Source organism: Mesorhizobium sp. M0410 (genome assembly GCF_040321435.1).
In the GTDB taxonomy this organism is placed as follows: domain Bacteria; phylum Pseudomonadota; class Alphaproteobacteria; order Rhizobiales; family Rhizobiaceae; genus Mesorhizobium.
Window position 1 is genome coordinate 26054 of sequence record NZ_JAMYRN010000015.1, and the last position, 15177, is coordinate 41230.

Sequence of the window (15177 nt, forward strand, 5' to 3'; positions counted from 1 at the left end):
CAATGGAGCAGCACGCCATGCATTCGAATTCAGCAGGACCGCGCCTTCCCTGGTTCCTATTGGCGGCGCTCGCCGTCGGCGTCGTCGCACCGGCATTCGCCGGGACGCGCCATCATGACCGCGTCTATGCCGATTCCTTCGGCAATCTCGTCATCGACAGCGCCGCCGGCTACAAGCGTATCCTCGTTGGCGAGGGCAAGCTGGCCAAGGAGTTGTCCGACTACACCGGCGCCGGCCAGCCCAACGTGATCTACGAAAACGAATCGGACGATGTCCGCGGCGGCGACTGCTACAGGCCACCGGTTTTCGTCAAGGGCCGCAGCTATATGTATGGTCTCTCCGACGGCGAGATGCCGGAGCTCAGCCCCTGCCGCTGACGGCCACGCCGCCCTTGGTTGACGGCGCCGGCAGGGCAACAGCCGGCCCCACCGAGACACGCACGCAATCGCGACCGCTGCCCTTCGCCTGATAGAGCGCTTTGTCGGCGCGCCGCAACAGGTCGGAAAAGCTTTCGCCCGGACCAAGCTCGGCAACGCCGAAGCTGGCGCTGCAGCGGTGATCCGCGGGCAGGCAGTCGATCGGCGTGGCACCGAAGGCGCTCCGCGTGCCCTCGGCAAAGAGCCGGGCGGCGGCTAGATTGGTCCCCGGCAGGAAAATCGCGAATTCCTCGCCGCCGATGCGGCCGGCGACATGATGGTCGGCCGCGGCATCGCGGAGAAAACCGGCAAAGGTCTCGATGACCCGATCGCCCGACGCGTGGCCGTAAGTATCGTTGATGCGCTTGAAATGGTCGAGATCGGCAATGACCAGTGCCGCTGGAACGGCGCGCCGCATGGCGTCACGCAGTGCGATCTCGGCATGGCGCTCGAAGCCGCCACGGTTGAGCAGCCGCGAAAGCGTGTCGGTTTCCGATTTCGACGTCGCCTCGGCGAGCACGTCGCGGACCAGGATAGCCAATGTCACCAGCGCAAGCGCCAGGCCGAACACGGTGCCGACCGACTGCGACACCAACGCATAGCTGGTCTGCGCATAAGATTGCGGGTTGGCGCCCCAGCCACCAAGCGCATGGGCGATGAAGGGTTTGCTGGCGAACTGCAAGGTGCTGGCCGCAAGGACAGCCATCAGCATATAGTCGAGCCGCTCGCGTCTTTGCCTGGACGACAAGACGATCGCCAGCCCGGTGAACTGCATGGCCGCATAGGGAAGCTGGTAGGCCGCCATTCGCACGAACGATTGGCGTGGCAGGTCCTGCACGAAGTAGACCGCGAGGGTGGCGAAGACCAGGAAGAACAGCATCGGCGGCCAAGGCGGCGAAACGAGGTATTTATGGGCAAGCCCGCCATTGAAGGCGACGGTAGCGCCAAGGAAGGCGGCAAAGGCGGCGACAACCACGGGGCGCGCATTGTCGAAGGCAGGAATGCTGAACTCGATCGCGAAATAAGCCGTGCCGAGCACATAGCCGAACGCCAGCCAGCGTGCCGACACCCGGCCGGCGTCATAGACCGCGATCGTCATGAAGGCCGCCGCCAGCAGCCCGGCAACGAACAGGTTGATCAGCAGGATGAAATTAGCGCTGCCCATGGCGTTTTGGCACTCCCCCGAACAGCAAATCACCAACGCGCGAAAAAGACGTTAATTCGAAGCCGTCGCTGACGCTCAGCCAGCACTGGTCCTATTGGGAAGGACGACCGTCTCAGGCCGCTGATAGGACAGGCATACGCTGTCGCGGCCACTCCTTTTGGCTCTGTAGAGCGCTTCGTCGGCGCGGCGCATCAGCGGGTCCAGCCCTTCGTCGCTGGCGCGGGCGGCCACGCCGAAGCTGGCGGTCACTCTTGTCTCGGGCGGAAGCCCGTCGATTCTGTCCGCCGAATAGAGCGTGCGAATGGTTTCGGCAAACAGTCTTGCCGCGCCAAGGTCGCTGAGCGGCAAAAGCACGGCGAACTCTTCGCCGCCGATGCGGCCGGCAACGCCGCGCGTACCTGCAGCCGACAGAAGCTTGGCAGCGAAGTCGGCGATGACGCGATCGCCGGCCGCGTGGCCATGTTGATCGTTGAGCGCCTTGAAATGATCGAGATCGGCAAGCACCAGAGCAACCGGCAATTGCGCCGTGGCACAGTGCTGCAGGACCAGCATGGCGCGCTCCTCGAAGCCGCGGCGGTTGAGCAGGCCCGACAGCGGGTCTGTCAGGGTTTCGGTCTTCAGGGCCTTCATCACATCGAACGCGGCGGCGCCGAACAGGCAAAGCGCAATGAGCAGCGACAGCAATGCATGCGACAGCAGCGCCGTCGTCCAGTAGGACGAGGAGTAAAGCCCTTCATAGCTGGTGAACGGCCCATGCGCGATGACGACGGCAAGCGTCCGCCCCAGGAAGTTCAGGCCGGAAAGCAGCGACAGCACGAACAGGATCATTTCTGTCGGGCCGTTGTTGCGCACCACGCGCAACTCGGCGGCGACAACCAGGCTGATGCCGCCGAAGCTGAAATTGATGGCAAGGATGCGCCAGGTGAGATCCGGCCGGGCAAAAAGAAACCACGAGAACGCGGCCAGGCCGCCGCAGGCCAGAATGCCGACCGCCGGGTAAGGCACGCGCCGCCCATAGCGCGCAATGACCGCGCCGGCGAGACAGCAGGTGGCGAAGGTGAAGCACAGGATCGAGATGAGCTTGGTCGGCGCCATGCCGACCGGCAGCGTGAAATACTGGAGCAGGAAGCCTGCGGCCGAGGCCGAGTAGCCCGCCGCCAGCACAGCCAGATAGGGACGGTGGCGCTGATAGAACCACAGCACGAGAAATGCCGCGCCGAGTGTGAGGGCGATGCCTGGATTGAGCAGCGCTATGAGCAGGCCGGTGTCCAAGCGCTGTAATTTCCCCTCGCTTCCCCTTGGAGGACCTTAGAGCGGAAGCCCAAACAAGCGGTTAAGCGAAAGCGAATATACGACAGGTGCGTCGACAAAGCCGCCGGGCGGAACCGCGAACGGCGAGCGGCGTTTCACGACGGCAACCAGGAGACGCTCCGATGGCCGACACGATCATGCTGACCGATCACGATGCAATTCGCTCATGGGCCGCGGCACGCGCCGGCTTTCCGGCGATCGTCGACGTGTCGCCCGAAGCCGGAACGCAGCCCATGCTGAGGCTGGTCTTCGGCCAGCATGCCTATCAGGACCAGGATGAGGCCGAACGTCCGGTCAATGCCGGCGGCTACGAACTGGTCGAATGGGATGAATGGTTCAAACTCTTCGACGAGCGCCAACTGGCGCTGGTCGTCGCAAAGGACCAACCCGGCCGCCGTGAGGGATTCCACGAATTCGTCAGGCGGCCCGACTGAAGAATGCCCGAACCGCATTGCGCCTCGGGCTCCTCATATCCGACTGCGCGCGCCTGCCCTATTTCCACTCGCGGATGTCGACGAAATGGCCGGCGATCGCCGCCGCCGCGGCCATTGCCGGCGACACCAGATGGGTCCGGCCCTTGAAGCCTTGGCGCCCTTCGAAATTGCGGTTCGAGGTCGAGGCGCAGCGCTCATGCGGCTTCAGCCGGTCGTCGTTCATGGCAAGGCACATCGAGCAGCCCGGCTCACGCCAGTCAAAGCCGGCGGCGACAAAGATCTTGTCGAGGCCTTCGGCCTCTGCCTGTTCCTTGACCAGGCCGGAGCCCGGCACGATCATCGCACTGACCCGCGGATTGACTTGTCTGCCCTCGATCACCTTGGCGGCGGCGCGCAGATCCTCGATGCGGCCATTGGTGCAGGAGCCGATGAAGACGCGATCGAGTTCGATATCGGTGATCTTGGTGCCCGGCTTCAGGCCCATATAGTCGAGTGCGCGCTGCTTGGAGGTGCGCTTGTTCTCATCAGTGATGTCGTCCGGGTTCGGCACGATGCCTTGCACCGAGACCACGTCCTCGGGCGAGGAGCCCCAGGAGACGATCGGCGGCAGCTTTGCCGCGTCGAGCACGACCACCTTGTTGAAATGCGCGCCTTCGTCGGACTGCAGCGTCTTCCAGTAGGCGAGCGCGGCGTCCCAGGCTTCGCCCTTGGGGGCGCGCGGCTTGTCCTTGACATAGGCGAAGGTGGTCTCGTCGGGCGCGATCAGGCCGGCGCGCGCGCCGGCTTCGATCGACATGTTGCAGATCGTCATGCGGCCTTCCATCGACAGCGCACGGATTGCCTCGCCCGCATATTCGATGACATAGCCGGTGCCGCCGGCCGTGCCGATCTCGCCGATGATGGCGAGGATGATGTCCTTGGCGGTGACGCCTTCCGGCAGTGCGCCGTCGACGCGCACCAGCATGTTCTTGGCCTTGCGCTGGATCAGCGTCTGCGTCGCCAGCACATGCTCGACTTCCGAGGTGCCGATGCCATGCGCCAGCGCCCCGAACGCGCCATGCGTCGAGGTGTGACTGTCGCCGCAGACGATGGTCATGCCGGGCAGCGTAAAGCCTTGCTCGGGACCGATGATGTGGACGATGCCCTGGCGGATATCCTTCTCGGAATAATATTCGATACCGAAATCCTTGGCGTTCTTGGCCAGCGCCTCGACCTGGATGCGGCTTTCCTCGTTCTTGATGCCGAACTTGCGCTCGGGCGAGGTCGACACATTGTGGTCGACCACGGCCAGCGTCTTTTCCGGATGCCGAACCTTGCGGCCGGTCATGCGCAGGCCTTCGAAAGCCTGCGGGCTGGTGACTTCGTGGACCAGATGGCGGTCGATATAGAGCAGGCAGGTGCCGTCGTCCTGGCGGTCGACGACATGGTCGTCGAAAATCTTGTCGTAGAGGGTGCGCGGTGCGCTCATTTGCTTAAATCCGTCGATTTAAAAAGGGAAAACGACGCCGGTCGGACCGGCGAAACAGCCTGGCGAGTCTGCCCTAGCTAAGTCGGCTGGTCAGCGCCCCGCAGACGCGCGCGGAAAATCGCGACGGCAGGCGTTTCCTGTCCTGCAGCACGAAACCCTTATAGGCCGGATCGCCAAAAAGCTCTTCCATGACGCTGCTCATATCAATGTTTTGGCTTTTCAGCAATCGTGGCGGCCTTCGCAGGCGCTTCACAGCACCTCGAACACAAACGTCTTCACCAGCGCGTCGGGCTCGGCGATTGCGTAGCAGCGGAACCACGGGCTCTCCTCGACCGGCCGCCATTTTTTCGCCTGCTCCAGTTCGCCAAACACGGCTTGAAACCCGCCGCTTTCAAAAACCTGGTCGCGGACCGTGAAGATGGCGTGGCCGCCCGTCCTGGTGATGCGTACCAGTTCATGCAGGCCCGACGCCGGTGCGTGGCTGATGGTGAACACGCCGGTCGAGAAAAAGGCGCGGAAATACCCGTCCGCCCAAGGCAATGGCCCGCCGAGCATCGCCTGTTTCAGCTCGCTGTAGGCCTGCCGGCTGCCGGCGATTTTCAGCATGTCCTGCGACAGGTCGAGCCCGGCAATATCGTGGTAGCCGAGTGCCTTGAGCGACGGCCCCGACAGGCCGGTGCCGCAACCGGCGTCGAGCAGCGGCCCTTCGCCCGGCGGCACATGGCGCGCCACCCAGGCGGTGATCAGGAACGGCAGGAGATAGCCGAGCGCCGCGGTTTCGCCGTCATAGGTCGCGGCCCATTGCGCATAGGCCTTGGCGAGCGTCTCAGGCGTGTCGGCCGTATAGACCGCTTCCAGCGCCGCATTGGCCTTGTCGATGATCATGGGTCCTTCCCGGTCGCGTCCGCTCGATGGTAGCGCCGTTTTCGCCTGCCTTCTATTCCCCATGCTGGTGGCGGAGCCGCTTCTCCAGCGCCCGCAAGGCCAACGACAGGCCGACGGTCAGGATGAGATAGATATAGGCGACGATCGAATAGGTTTCGAAGAAGCGGAACGAGCCGGCGGCGTAGATCTTGCCCATCTGGGTGATGTCGGCGACGCCGAGCACCGAGACCAGCGAGGAATCCTTGACCATGGCGACGAAATCATTGCCGAGCGGCGGCAGGATGGTGCGGATCGCCTGCGGAAAGATGACCAGCCGGAAGCGCTGGGTGCGCGTCAGCCCGAGCGCCTTGGCCGCTTCGATCTGCCCCTTCTCGACCGCCTGGATACCGGCGCGGAACACCTCCGAGATGAAGGCCGAATAGCCGATGGTCAGCGCCATGACGGCGCGCCAAAGCAACGACACGTCGCGTACCAGCAGCTCACCGAAGAGGCCGGCGCTTTGCAGCGGCGCCATCAGCGCGTTCCATGCCGCGACGAAGGCCGGCGCGCCGGCAAAGGCGATCCAGAACAACAGCACCAGCATCGGCACGCCGCGGATGATCTCGACGTAGAAGCGGGCGATCTGGCTGAGCCAGCGTGAGCCCGACAGGCCCATCAGCGCGACGCCGAGGCCGATCGCGCAAGCCAGCGCGAAGGCGACCACCGTGACGAAGATGGTGACGCCGATGCCCTTGGCGACGGTTGCGAAGACCTGGGCATAGAGGTCGCTGGCAGCGATGAAGATGGCGGCGGCCAAGGCGATCGCCACGGCCACGGCAAGCCACCACGGGAAGTCGGATTTGGCTGAGGCGAGAGGCGCCGACGGCATCAAGCGGTACCGATAACAGAGTCACGAAGGCAGCGTTCTGTCACACCCCCCTCTGGCCTGCCGGCCATCTCCCCCTCCAGGGGGGAGATCGGCAGCTTTGACCTCGCTGCCCGTTCTGCAACACTGAAAATTGGCGAAAGCCGATGCGAAAGCCGATCTCCCCCCTTGAGGGGGAGATGTCCGGCAGGACAGAGGGGGGTGTACGAGCGCAGAGTCAGCGCGAGTTCCCGCGCACAATCGTCATGAAATGCGCGCAACAAGCGGGCCTACTGCCCCATCTTGTAATCAAGGAACCACTTCTTGTTGAGCGCGTCGAGCGTACCGTCGGCCTTGAGCGCGGCGATTGCCGCGTTGACCGGCTTCACCAGGTCGGAGCCCTTGGGGAAGATGAAGCCGAAATCCTCGGTGCCGAGTGGGCCGCCGATCAGCTTAAGGCCGCCATTGGACGCATCGACATAGCCCTTGCCGGCAGTGCCGTCGGTGAGCACGACGTCGACGTCGCCGGCCTTCAGCGCCTGCACCGTCGCGCCGAATGTCTCGAACAGCTTGATGCGCGGGTTCTGCTCGTTGCCGTCGAGCACGCTGTAGACGGCGGTGTAGAAGGGCGTGGTGCCGGCCTGCGCGCCGATCAGCCCGTCCTTGAAGGCGGCGAACGTCTTTGCATCGGTGAAGCGCTTCTCGTCGCCGCGCACCAGCATGAACTGTTCCGAGCGCATATACGGATCGGAGAAATCGACCTTCTGCTTGCGGTCGTCCTTGATGGTGATGCCGGTCATGCCGATGTTGTACTGATTGTCGGAAACCGCCTGGATCATCGCGTCCCAGGAGGTATTCTGGTACTCGACCTTGAAATTCAGCCGTTTGGCGATCTCGTTCATCGCGTCATATTCCCAACCGATCTGCTTGCCGGTCTTGGCATCGATGAACTGCAGCGGCGGATAGGCGTTTTCGGTCACCACCACCACTTTCTTGCCGCCGAGGTCGGGCAGCGCCTGCGCCAGAGCCGCGACAGGCACGAGAAGGCAAGCCAGCAGGCCGGCCAGCAGCAGTTTCGAATTGATCATGACGATGCTCCCCAGGAACTGAACCGCCTCGATCGGCCGAGGCATGCAGGAAATCCGGCGCCGACTTTAGCTTTCCGCCGGCGCCTTGCAAGCCGCTCCGATGCGGCGTTCGGCACGAAAATGGATTTCAATGCTTTCAACGGCGGCATTACGGAACGATCCGTATCGATTGCGGCCGATGCAGCCCGGCAAAATAGAATCCGCCTCGCGAAACAAAAAGGCGGCCGAAGCCGCCTTTCCGAAAATACGTTCTTGAAGAGCCTTATTCGGCGGCAGCTGCTTCCGCGGCCTTGGCGGCCTCGTCGGCGGCCTTCTTCTCGGCGGCGTCCTGCGCGGCCTTCTCGGCGGCCAGCGCCTGGGCGGCGGCCACTTTCTCGGCCTCGATGCGCGCCTTCTCGGCGTTCAGCGCATCGCGCTCTTCGTCGTTCAGCTTGCGGGCGCGCACGCCGGTGTTTTCCGAAATGCGGGCCGATTTGCCGCGACGGTCACGCAAATAGTACAGCTTGGCGCGACGCACCTTGCCGCGGCGCACGATCTCGACGCCTTCGACCATCGGTGAATAGACCGGGAACACCCGCTCCACGCCTTCGCCGTAGGAGATCTTGCGGACGGTGAAGTTTTCCTGGAAGCCGGCGCCGGCGCGGGCGATGACGACGCCCTCATAGGCCTGGACGCGGGTGCGGGTGCCTTCGGTCACACGGACCTGGACGCGCACGGTATCGCCGGGCTGGAATTCGGGGAGCTTGCGCTTGGCTTCGATCTTGGCGGCCTGCTCGGCCTCGAGCTGACGGAGGATGTCCATCTCAATAATCCACTTCTTGTTCTTCCGACAGTCAGAGCGTCCGACACTCGCCTTGCAGTCGCATCGACCGCTCGGCTATGCCCTTCGTTCGAGAACTTCTGTTCGAGAACATCGGGCAGGGGCGACTACACCGTCATTGTTGACGGGCCAGAAGATCGCTCTTGGCATATTTTCTTCCGGTTCGGCGCGCACATACAGCTATTTCGGCGCTTTGTCACGCCTTCGCTGTTTCTTTTTTGGCGCTGTTTCTTTTTGGCTGAGGCCGCTGTGGCAATCCCGTGATCGCTTGTGGTCCAGGGGGTTGCGCCCGCGCGTCAAGCTTCCTAAGCCGGAAGATAAGCATTTTCCTCCAGCGACGACACCCTCATGCCAATCTTGGACGCGGTCCTGCTCTTTCTCGCCGGCTTTCTATCAGGCGCGGTCAATGCCGTTGCCGGCGGCGGCACGTTCATAACCTTTGGCGCCATGACCCTGGCCGGCCTGCCGCCGATCGTCGCCAATGCGACATCGTCGGTGACGCAATTTCCTGGCTACATCACCTCGACGCTCGCCTATTGGCACGACATCAAGCATTTCTGGCGTGGCGCACTGCTGCTCAGCCTCATTTCGGCTCTCGGTGCGCTGTCTGGCGCGCTCATCCTTCTAGGGCTCGACAACCCGTCGTTCCGCGCCTTGGTGCCGTGGCTGCTGCTGGCGGCAACCGCATTGTTCGCTGCCGGGCCATGGCTGAAGCCGGCGCCCAAGCCGGGGCATGAGGCCGCGGTAGGTTCGCTGGTCGGGTCGCTGGCGCAGTTCGCCACCGCCGTCTATGGCGGCTTCTTCGGCGCCGGCATGGGCGTCATGATGCTGGCGACGCTCGGTCTCACCCAGTCCGGCGACTATCACCGGCTGAACGCACTGAAGAACATGCTGGCCGTAGTCATCGCTGCGGTTGCCATCCTCGTCTTCGTCTCGGGCGGCGTCATTGCCTGGCTGCAGGCGATCATCATGATCCCGGGTGGCGCGCTGGGCGGCTATGCCGGCGTCTGGAGCGCCAGGCGCGTGCCGCAGAACGCGGTGCGCGGCTTCGTCATCGCCGTCGGCCTGTTCCTGGCTTTCTACTATTTCGATAAGGGCTGAGCGGCTGACAGATCCGGGCGTCGCTCCTTCGTCAGCCTCTCCGCTTCGGCCCGCCGCCACGCCGCGATCTTCCTGTGATTGCCCGAAATCAGCACTTCGGGGATCGGCCGCCCCTCAAATTTCTGCGGCCGTGTGTAATGCGGATGTTCGAGCAGGCCGTTTTCAAAGCTCTCTTCCTCGCCCGATTCCGCATTGCCCATGACGCCGGGCAGCAGGCGCACCACGGCGTCGAGCAGCACCAGTGCCGCCGGCTCGCCGCCGGACAGGATGAAGTCGCCGATCGAAACTTCTTCGAGGCCGCGCGCCTCAATGACCCGCTGGTCGACGCCTTCGAAGCGGCCGCAGACGATCACCGCACCCGGCCCAGCGGCGAGCTCACGCACACGGCGCTGTGTCAGCGGCTTGCCGCGAGGGCTCATCAGCAGGCGCGGACGTGGATCGCCTGCCGGCGAGGCATGGTCGATAGCGCTGGCCAGCACGTCTGCCCGCATCACCATGCCGGCGCCGCCGCCGGCCGGCGTGTCGTCCACGGTCCGGTGACGATCGCGGGCAAAGTCGCGGATCTGGATCGTTTGGAGCGACCAAATGCCGGTCTCGAGCGCGCGGCCAGCCAGCGACAGGCCAAGCGCGCCGGGAAACATCTCGGGATAGAGCGTCAGCACCGAAGCCGAAAAACTCACCGGTTGCCTCCGGCGTCCCTCGGCCCGCGCGGCCGGCCCTTGGGGTCGAAGCTGTCGCGCTCGGCAGACTCTCCGTCCTCGTCCTCGACCAACCCTGCCGCAGCCGGATCGATGCGGACAAAGCCGCCGGCGATCGACACTTCCGGAACAGCGGCCTGCGTGAACGGGATAAGCACGCCTTTGCGCCCCGCCAGCGTCACGTCGAGAATGTCGCCGCCGCCAAAATTATGCACGGCGACGACCTTGCCGATAATGGCACCGGTGTCGTCCTTGACCTCCAGCCCGACGAGATCGGCGTGGTAGAATTCGTCCTCGTCGCCCTCATCAGGCAACACCGAACGGTCGACGAACAATTCGGTGCCGGCAAGCGCCTCGGCGGCATTGCGATCGTTGACGCCTTTGAAGCGCACCACCACGACGGTGTTGGCAGGCCTGATGTCGACGATCTGGAAGGCGCGGCCATCCCTGGCGTAGAGCGGACCGTAATCGGCCAGCGCCAGCGGGTCGCCGGTAAAGCTCTTGACGCGCAATTCGCCCTTGATGCCGTGCGCGGCACCGATTACGGCCATCTGGACGGGGTTTTGCGGTTTGCTCATCTGCGGAAAATCCTTTGCCTTGCTCTAACCCCAGCCCATCGTCATTTCAATGATGCCGCTCTTCACCGCTTACTAACCCGCATGCCGGAAGATGGCCGGGAACTGGAAGAGCGCAATGCAGGAATTCCTCATACCGGCAAAACCCGATCTTCAGGCGGCGCGCGAGGCCTGGCTGAAGATGCTGGCGCGCGAACGCCGGCTGTCGCGCGAAACCGTCGAGGCCTATGAACGCGACACGCGCCAGTTCCTGCATTTCCTGACCGGCCATTGCGGCGGCTCGCCCGGTATTTCCGACATCGCCGATCTGCGCCCAGCCGATCTGCGCGGCTTTCTCGCTGCCCGCCGTGCCGAGGGCGCCGGCGCCCGCACGCTCGGGCGCGGGCTGGCCGGCATCCGCTCGCTGCTGCGTTTCCTGGAACGGCGCGGCCTCGCCAATGCGGCAGGTGCGGCAGCCTTGCGCGCGCCGCGGCAGCCGAAATCGCTGCCCAAGCCGCTGACCGCAAGCGATGCAAAGCACGTCGTCTCGGTGGAAGGCCAGCTGGCGGAGGAGCCGTGGATTGCCGCCCGCAATGCCGCCGTGCTGACTCTGCTCTATGGGTCCGGCTTGCGGATCTCCGAGGCGCTCGGCCTGTCGGGCGCCGATCTGTCCTCACCTGGTGATACTGTGCTGCGCGTCACCGGCAAGGGCGGCAAGACCCGGCTGGTGCCGGTGCTGCCGGTGGCGCTGCGGGCGATTGCCGAATACCGTCGCCTCTGTCCCTGGCATCTCGATCCCAAGGGCTTGCTGTTTCGCGGTGCCCGCGGCGGCCCGCTCAACCCGGCGATCGTCCAGCGCGACATGGCCAAGCTGCGCTCGGCGCTCAACCTGCCCGACACGGCGACGCCGCATGCGCTGCGCCATTCTTTCGCCACGCATCTGCTTGGGCGCGGCGGCGACCTGCGCACCATCCAGGAGTTGCTCGGCCACGCCAGCCTGTCGACAACCCAGATATACACCGGCGTCGACACCGCGAGGCTGCTCGAAATTTACGAAGCAGCTCATCCTCGTGCGTGATGGACGCTTGAATAGGTGACGATCTCGTAACAATTTTGATGCGCTGATTAACCGTTTTGCCGCTTTTTGCGCCTACGAGTGCAGCATGAAACGCCTCATCGCCATCGCCGACCGCGCGACCCAAGTGTCGCTGAAGCTGCTCGTCGCGCTCAACGCCCTGTTTTTCCTCTCCTTCCTCATCATCGCGCTGCTCGCCGCGGGCAAGGCGCGCGCCGAGACCCCGGTCTGCGCCGGTACCGATATGCTGAGTGCGCTGCAAAAGAACGACCCGGCTGGCTACCGTAAGATCGAGGCGGACGCGGCAGCAACACCGAACGGCAAAGGCTTGCTGTGGAAGCTCGAAAAATCAGGCGAAAAACCGTCCTTCCTGTTCGGCACCATGCACCTTACCGACCCGCGCGTCACCACGCTGCCACCCGCCGCGCAGAAGGCATTCGATGCAGCTGGCACCGTCGTCATTGAGACCACCGAAGTGCTCGACAAGCAGAAGATGATGGCAGCATTGCTGAAAGAGCCGGATCTGATGATGTTCACCGACAAGACGACGCTTTCATCGCTGCTGTCGCCGGAGGACGCGGCGGTGGTCGACAAGGCGCTCGACGCGCGTGGCATCCCGCCGGCGACCGTCGCCAAGATGAAACCTTGGTTGCTGTCGGCGATGGTGGCGCTACCAGCATGCGAAGTCGCCCGCCAGGCTGGCGGCGCGCCGGTGCTCGACGTCAAGCTTGCCAAGGACGCCGAGGCTGCGGGCAAATCAGTCGAGGGGCTGGAGACAATCGCCGACCAGCTGCGCGCCATGGCTTCGCTGCCGATCGCCTTTCACCTGAAGGGGCTGGTCGATACGCTGAAGCTTGGCGACAAGGTGAACGACGTCAACGAAACCATGATCGTGCTTTACCGCCGTGGCGACACTGGCATGTACGTACCGCTGTTTCGGGCTGTCGTCCCCGAACAGGTCGACGACCAATCGGGTTACGCCGAATTCGAGCAGACCATGATCACCAGCCGCAACAGGGTGATGGTTGATCGTGCAGCGCCGATCCTCGCCCACGGCAATGTCTTCATGGCGGTCGGCGCCATGCACCTTCCCGGAGCGCAAGGCTTGGTCGAGGGTTTCCGCAAGACCGGCTATACTGTGACTGCCGTCAACTGAACAACACGGCGGAGTTGCACACCGAATCATCGCCACGCCTGGGTCAACCCCTACTCGCGGCGCGACGGCGGACCAGCCGCGCTTCGTGTCAAGAAACTGAAAAAGGTTCGCTTTGGCTCGACCGAACCCATTTTGCGGTGGAAATGCATGCCTGCAGGCGATTCCGGATCAGAATTGCCCTGTTTTCGGCGTTTTCAACGCCTAATGTGAAACTGATTCAACGATTGTACGTTGATGGCTATTACTTGATGTTTTTCATCCACGGAGGACACTTTTATGGCGAACACACCCAATCCGAACGACCCATTCACCTCGCCGGGCACCGCACGGCCAAGCGGCGGCGGCAGCGGCTGGCTGATTGCCCTGGTCGTCGTTATCCTGGCAATTGTCGCCTATTATGTTTTTGGAAGACGTAGCGAGGCACCTGCGCCTGCCGAACCGCCCGCAGCCAGCACACCAGCTCCGGCCCCAGCGCCTGCCGAGCCGATGAAACCAGCCGAACCGGCTCCTGCGCCAGCTCCGGCAACACCCGCTCCGGCTCCCGCTCCGGCAGAGCCTGCACCCGCGCCGGCTCCGGCTCCGGCTCCGGCACCCGCGCCGGCACCGGCTCAGTGATCAGACTGCCGACTTAATATATGAACGGCCCGCTGAAAGGCGGGCCGTTTTGTTTTTGGGAGCAGCCGTCGATGGCTTCATCCCTGGGATGACGAGGCGCGGATGTTTCAGCCAATATCTAAGGTTTGCGATTCACCGCTCAGATATGAATCGGCTTGAAGAACGTCGCCAGTGCCGCCTCCTTTACCGCTTCCGACATTGTCGGATGGGCGTGACAGGTGCGGGCCAGGTCTTCCGACGAGCCGCCAAATTCCATCAGCACGGCCGCCTCGTGGATCATCTCGCCGGCGCCGAAGCCGACGATGTGGACGCCGAGCACACGGTCGCTGGCCTTGTCGGCCAGGATTTTCACAAAGCCGTCGGTGTGCAGCATGGCGCGCGCGCGGCCATTGGCGCTGAACGGGAATTTTCCGGCTTTGTAGTCGACGCCGGCCTTTTTCAATTCTTCTTCGGTCTTGCCGATCGAGGCGATTTCCGGCGTGGTGTAGACGACGCTCGGAATCACGTCATAGTTCACATGCCCGGCCTGGCCGGCGATGGTTTCGGCCACCGCCACGCCCTCGTCCTCAGCCTTGTGTGCAAGCATCGGTCCGGCGATGACATCGCCGATGGCATAGATGCCAGGCACGTTGGTCCTGAGATGGCCGTCGGTCTTGACCCGGCCGCGCTCATCGACGTCGACGCCGGTCTCCTTCAGCCCGAGAGCGTCCGAATAGGCCCGTCGTCCCGTCGCAATCAGCACCGCGTCCGCCTCGATCGTCTCGGCTGCTCCGCCCTTGACCGGCTCGAAGGTGACAATCGCTCCCTTCTTGGCCTTGGCGACGCCGGTCACCTTGGCGCCCAGCCTGAACTCAAATCCCTGCTTCGACAGCAGGCGCTGGAACTGCTTGGAGACCTCGCCATCCATGCCGCCCAGGATGGTGTCGAGGAACTCGACCACGGTGACCTTGGCGCCAAGCCGCGCCCAGACCGAGCCGAGCTCCAGACCGATGACACCGCCGCCGACCACCACCAGATGGCCCGGCACCTTGTCCAGCGACAGCGCGCCGGTCGACGAGATGATCACCTTCTCATCGAAATCGACCTTGACGCCGGGAATGCCGGCGACGTCGGAGCCGGTGGCGATGACGATGTTCTTGGTCTCGATCTCCTCGACCTTGCCGTCATCGGAGGTCACCGACACCTTGCCGGCCGCAACTACCTTGCCGGTGCCACGAAAACTGTCGATCTTATTCTTCTTGAACAGGAAGGCGACGCCATTGACGTTGGCCGTTACCGTCGCATCCTTGTGTGCCATCATCTTCCCAAGGTTGAGCTTGGGCGCGCCGATCTCGACGCCGAGCGCCTCGAAGGAATGGCCGGCCTCGGCAAACATCTCGGACGCATGCAGCAGCGCCTTCGACGGGATGCAGCCGATGTTGAGGCAGGTACCGCCGAAGGTCGGGTCCTTTTCGACCACCGCCGTCTTCAGACCGAGCTGCGCCGCCTTGATGGCGCAGACATAGCCGCCTGGTCCCGATCCGATGATAACGACATCATAGGCCATG

The 15177-nt window shown here is 63.8% G+C and carries 15 protein-coding genes; 5 read left to right on the top strand and 10 right to left on the bottom strand.

Annotation, left to right across the window (positions count from 1 at the left end):
* Positions 1-17: 17 nt before the first annotated feature.
* Positions 18-377, top strand: coding sequence for a hypothetical protein (locus NKI63_RS21515; RefSeq protein ID WP_352823180.1), 360 nt, complete (start codon positions 18-20; stop codon positions 375-377).
* On the opposite strand, the gene NKI63_RS21520 is transcribed toward NKI63_RS21515, so the two are convergent.
* Positions 361-1581: a GGDEF domain-containing protein gene (locus NKI63_RS21520; RefSeq protein WP_352823183.1), complete on the bottom strand. Its 1221-nt coding sequence runs from the start codon at positions 1579-1581 to the stop codon at positions 361-363. The genes NKI63_RS21515 and NKI63_RS21520 overlap by 17 nt on opposite strands.
* A 75-nt stretch (positions 1582-1656) precedes the next feature.
* A complete protein-coding gene (locus NKI63_RS21525) occupies positions 1657-2853 on the bottom strand; it encodes a GGDEF domain-containing protein (RefSeq protein ID WP_352823185.1) in 1197 nt (398 codons plus the stop codon).
* A 161-nt stretch (positions 2854-3014) separates the two neighbouring features.
* Between NKI63_RS21525 and NKI63_RS21530 the strand changes: the two genes are divergently transcribed.
* Positions 3015-3326, top strand: a complete 312-nt coding sequence (locus tag NKI63_RS21530; RefSeq protein WP_023679773.1) for a hypothetical protein — start codon at positions 3015-3017, stop codon at positions 3324-3326.
* A 58-nt stretch (positions 3327-3384) separates the two neighbouring features.
* Here the strand turns inward: NKI63_RS21530 and leuC are convergent, their stop codons facing one another.
* The 5 genes from leuC to rplS all read right to left on the bottom strand — a co-directional run bounded on the left by leuC (position 3385) and on the right by rplS (position 8413).
* Positions 3385-4794 (bottom strand): 3-isopropylmalate dehydratase large subunit, encoded by a 1410-nt coding sequence (gene leuC, locus NKI63_RS21535; RefSeq protein WP_352470795.1) that lies wholly within the window; start codon positions 4792-4794, stop codon positions 3385-3387.
* Positions 4795-5043: 249 nt separating this feature from the next.
* Positions 5044-5679 carry a class I SAM-dependent DNA methyltransferase gene (locus NKI63_RS21540; RefSeq protein WP_352817296.1) on the bottom strand — a complete coding sequence of 212 codons (636 nt, stop codon included), beginning with the start codon at positions 5677-5679 and terminating at the stop codon, positions 5044-5046.
* Positions 5680-5731: 52 nt separating this feature from the next.
* Positions 5732-6547: an amino acid ABC transporter permease gene (locus NKI63_RS21545; RefSeq protein WP_352823188.1), complete on the bottom strand. Its 816-nt coding sequence runs from the start codon at positions 6545-6547 to the stop codon at positions 5732-5734.
* Between the two features lie 266 nt (positions 6548-6813).
* Complete coding sequence (locus NKI63_RS21550; protein ID WP_031212709.1) at positions 6814-7611, bottom strand: transporter substrate-binding domain-containing protein; 798 nt, start codon at positions 7609-7611, stop codon at positions 6814-6816.
* 262 nt (positions 7612-7873) lie between these two features.
* Entirely contained in the window at positions 7874-8413 is a 540-nt protein-coding gene (gene rplS / locus NKI63_RS21555) for a 50S ribosomal protein L19 (RefSeq protein WP_254817835.1), read from the bottom strand.
* 366 nt (positions 8414-8779) lie between these two features.
* Here rplS and NKI63_RS21560 point away from each other — a divergent pair, with 366 nt between their 5' ends.
* Positions 8780-9532, top strand: a complete 753-nt coding sequence (locus NKI63_RS21560; RefSeq protein ID WP_352823191.1) for a sulfite exporter TauE/SafE family protein — start codon at positions 8780-8782, stop codon at positions 9530-9532.
* On the opposite strand, the gene trmD is transcribed toward NKI63_RS21560, so the two are convergent.
* Together trmD and rimM are read right to left on the bottom strand one after the other, a co-directional pair.
* Positions 9514-10212 carry a tRNA (guanosine(37)-N1)-methyltransferase TrmD gene (gene trmD / locus NKI63_RS21565; RefSeq protein WP_352823194.1) on the bottom strand — a complete coding sequence of 233 codons (699 nt, stop codon included), beginning with the start codon at positions 10210-10212 and terminating at the stop codon, positions 9514-9516. The genes NKI63_RS21560 and trmD overlap by 19 nt on opposite strands.
* Entirely contained in the window at positions 10209-10808 is a 600-nt protein-coding gene (gene rimM, locus NKI63_RS21570) for a ribosome maturation factor RimM (RefSeq protein WP_352802149.1), read from the bottom strand. The genes trmD and rimM overlap by 4 nt, the downstream gene beginning before the upstream one ends.
* A 115-nt stretch (positions 10809-10923) precedes the next feature.
* On the opposite strand from rimM, the gene NKI63_RS21575 reads away from it, so the two are divergent.
* The gene (locus NKI63_RS21575; protein WP_352823197.1) at positions 10924-11862 is read left to right on the top strand and encodes a tyrosine recombinase XerC; all 939 of its coding nucleotides are present in this window, start codon (positions 10924-10926) and stop codon (positions 11860-11862) included.
* Between the two features lie 85 nt (positions 11863-11947).
* A complete protein-coding gene (locus NKI63_RS21580) occupies positions 11948-13015 on the top strand; it encodes a TraB/GumN family protein (protein ID WP_352738339.1) in 1068 nt (355 codons plus the stop codon).
* 754 nt (positions 13016-13769) lie between these two features.
* On the opposite strand, the gene lpdA is transcribed toward NKI63_RS21580, so the two are convergent.
* Entirely contained in the window at positions 13770-15176 is a 1407-nt protein-coding gene (lpdA, locus tag NKI63_RS21585) for a dihydrolipoyl dehydrogenase (RefSeq protein ID WP_352738340.1), read from the bottom strand.
* Between the last annotated feature and the right edge of the window lies 1 nt (position 15177).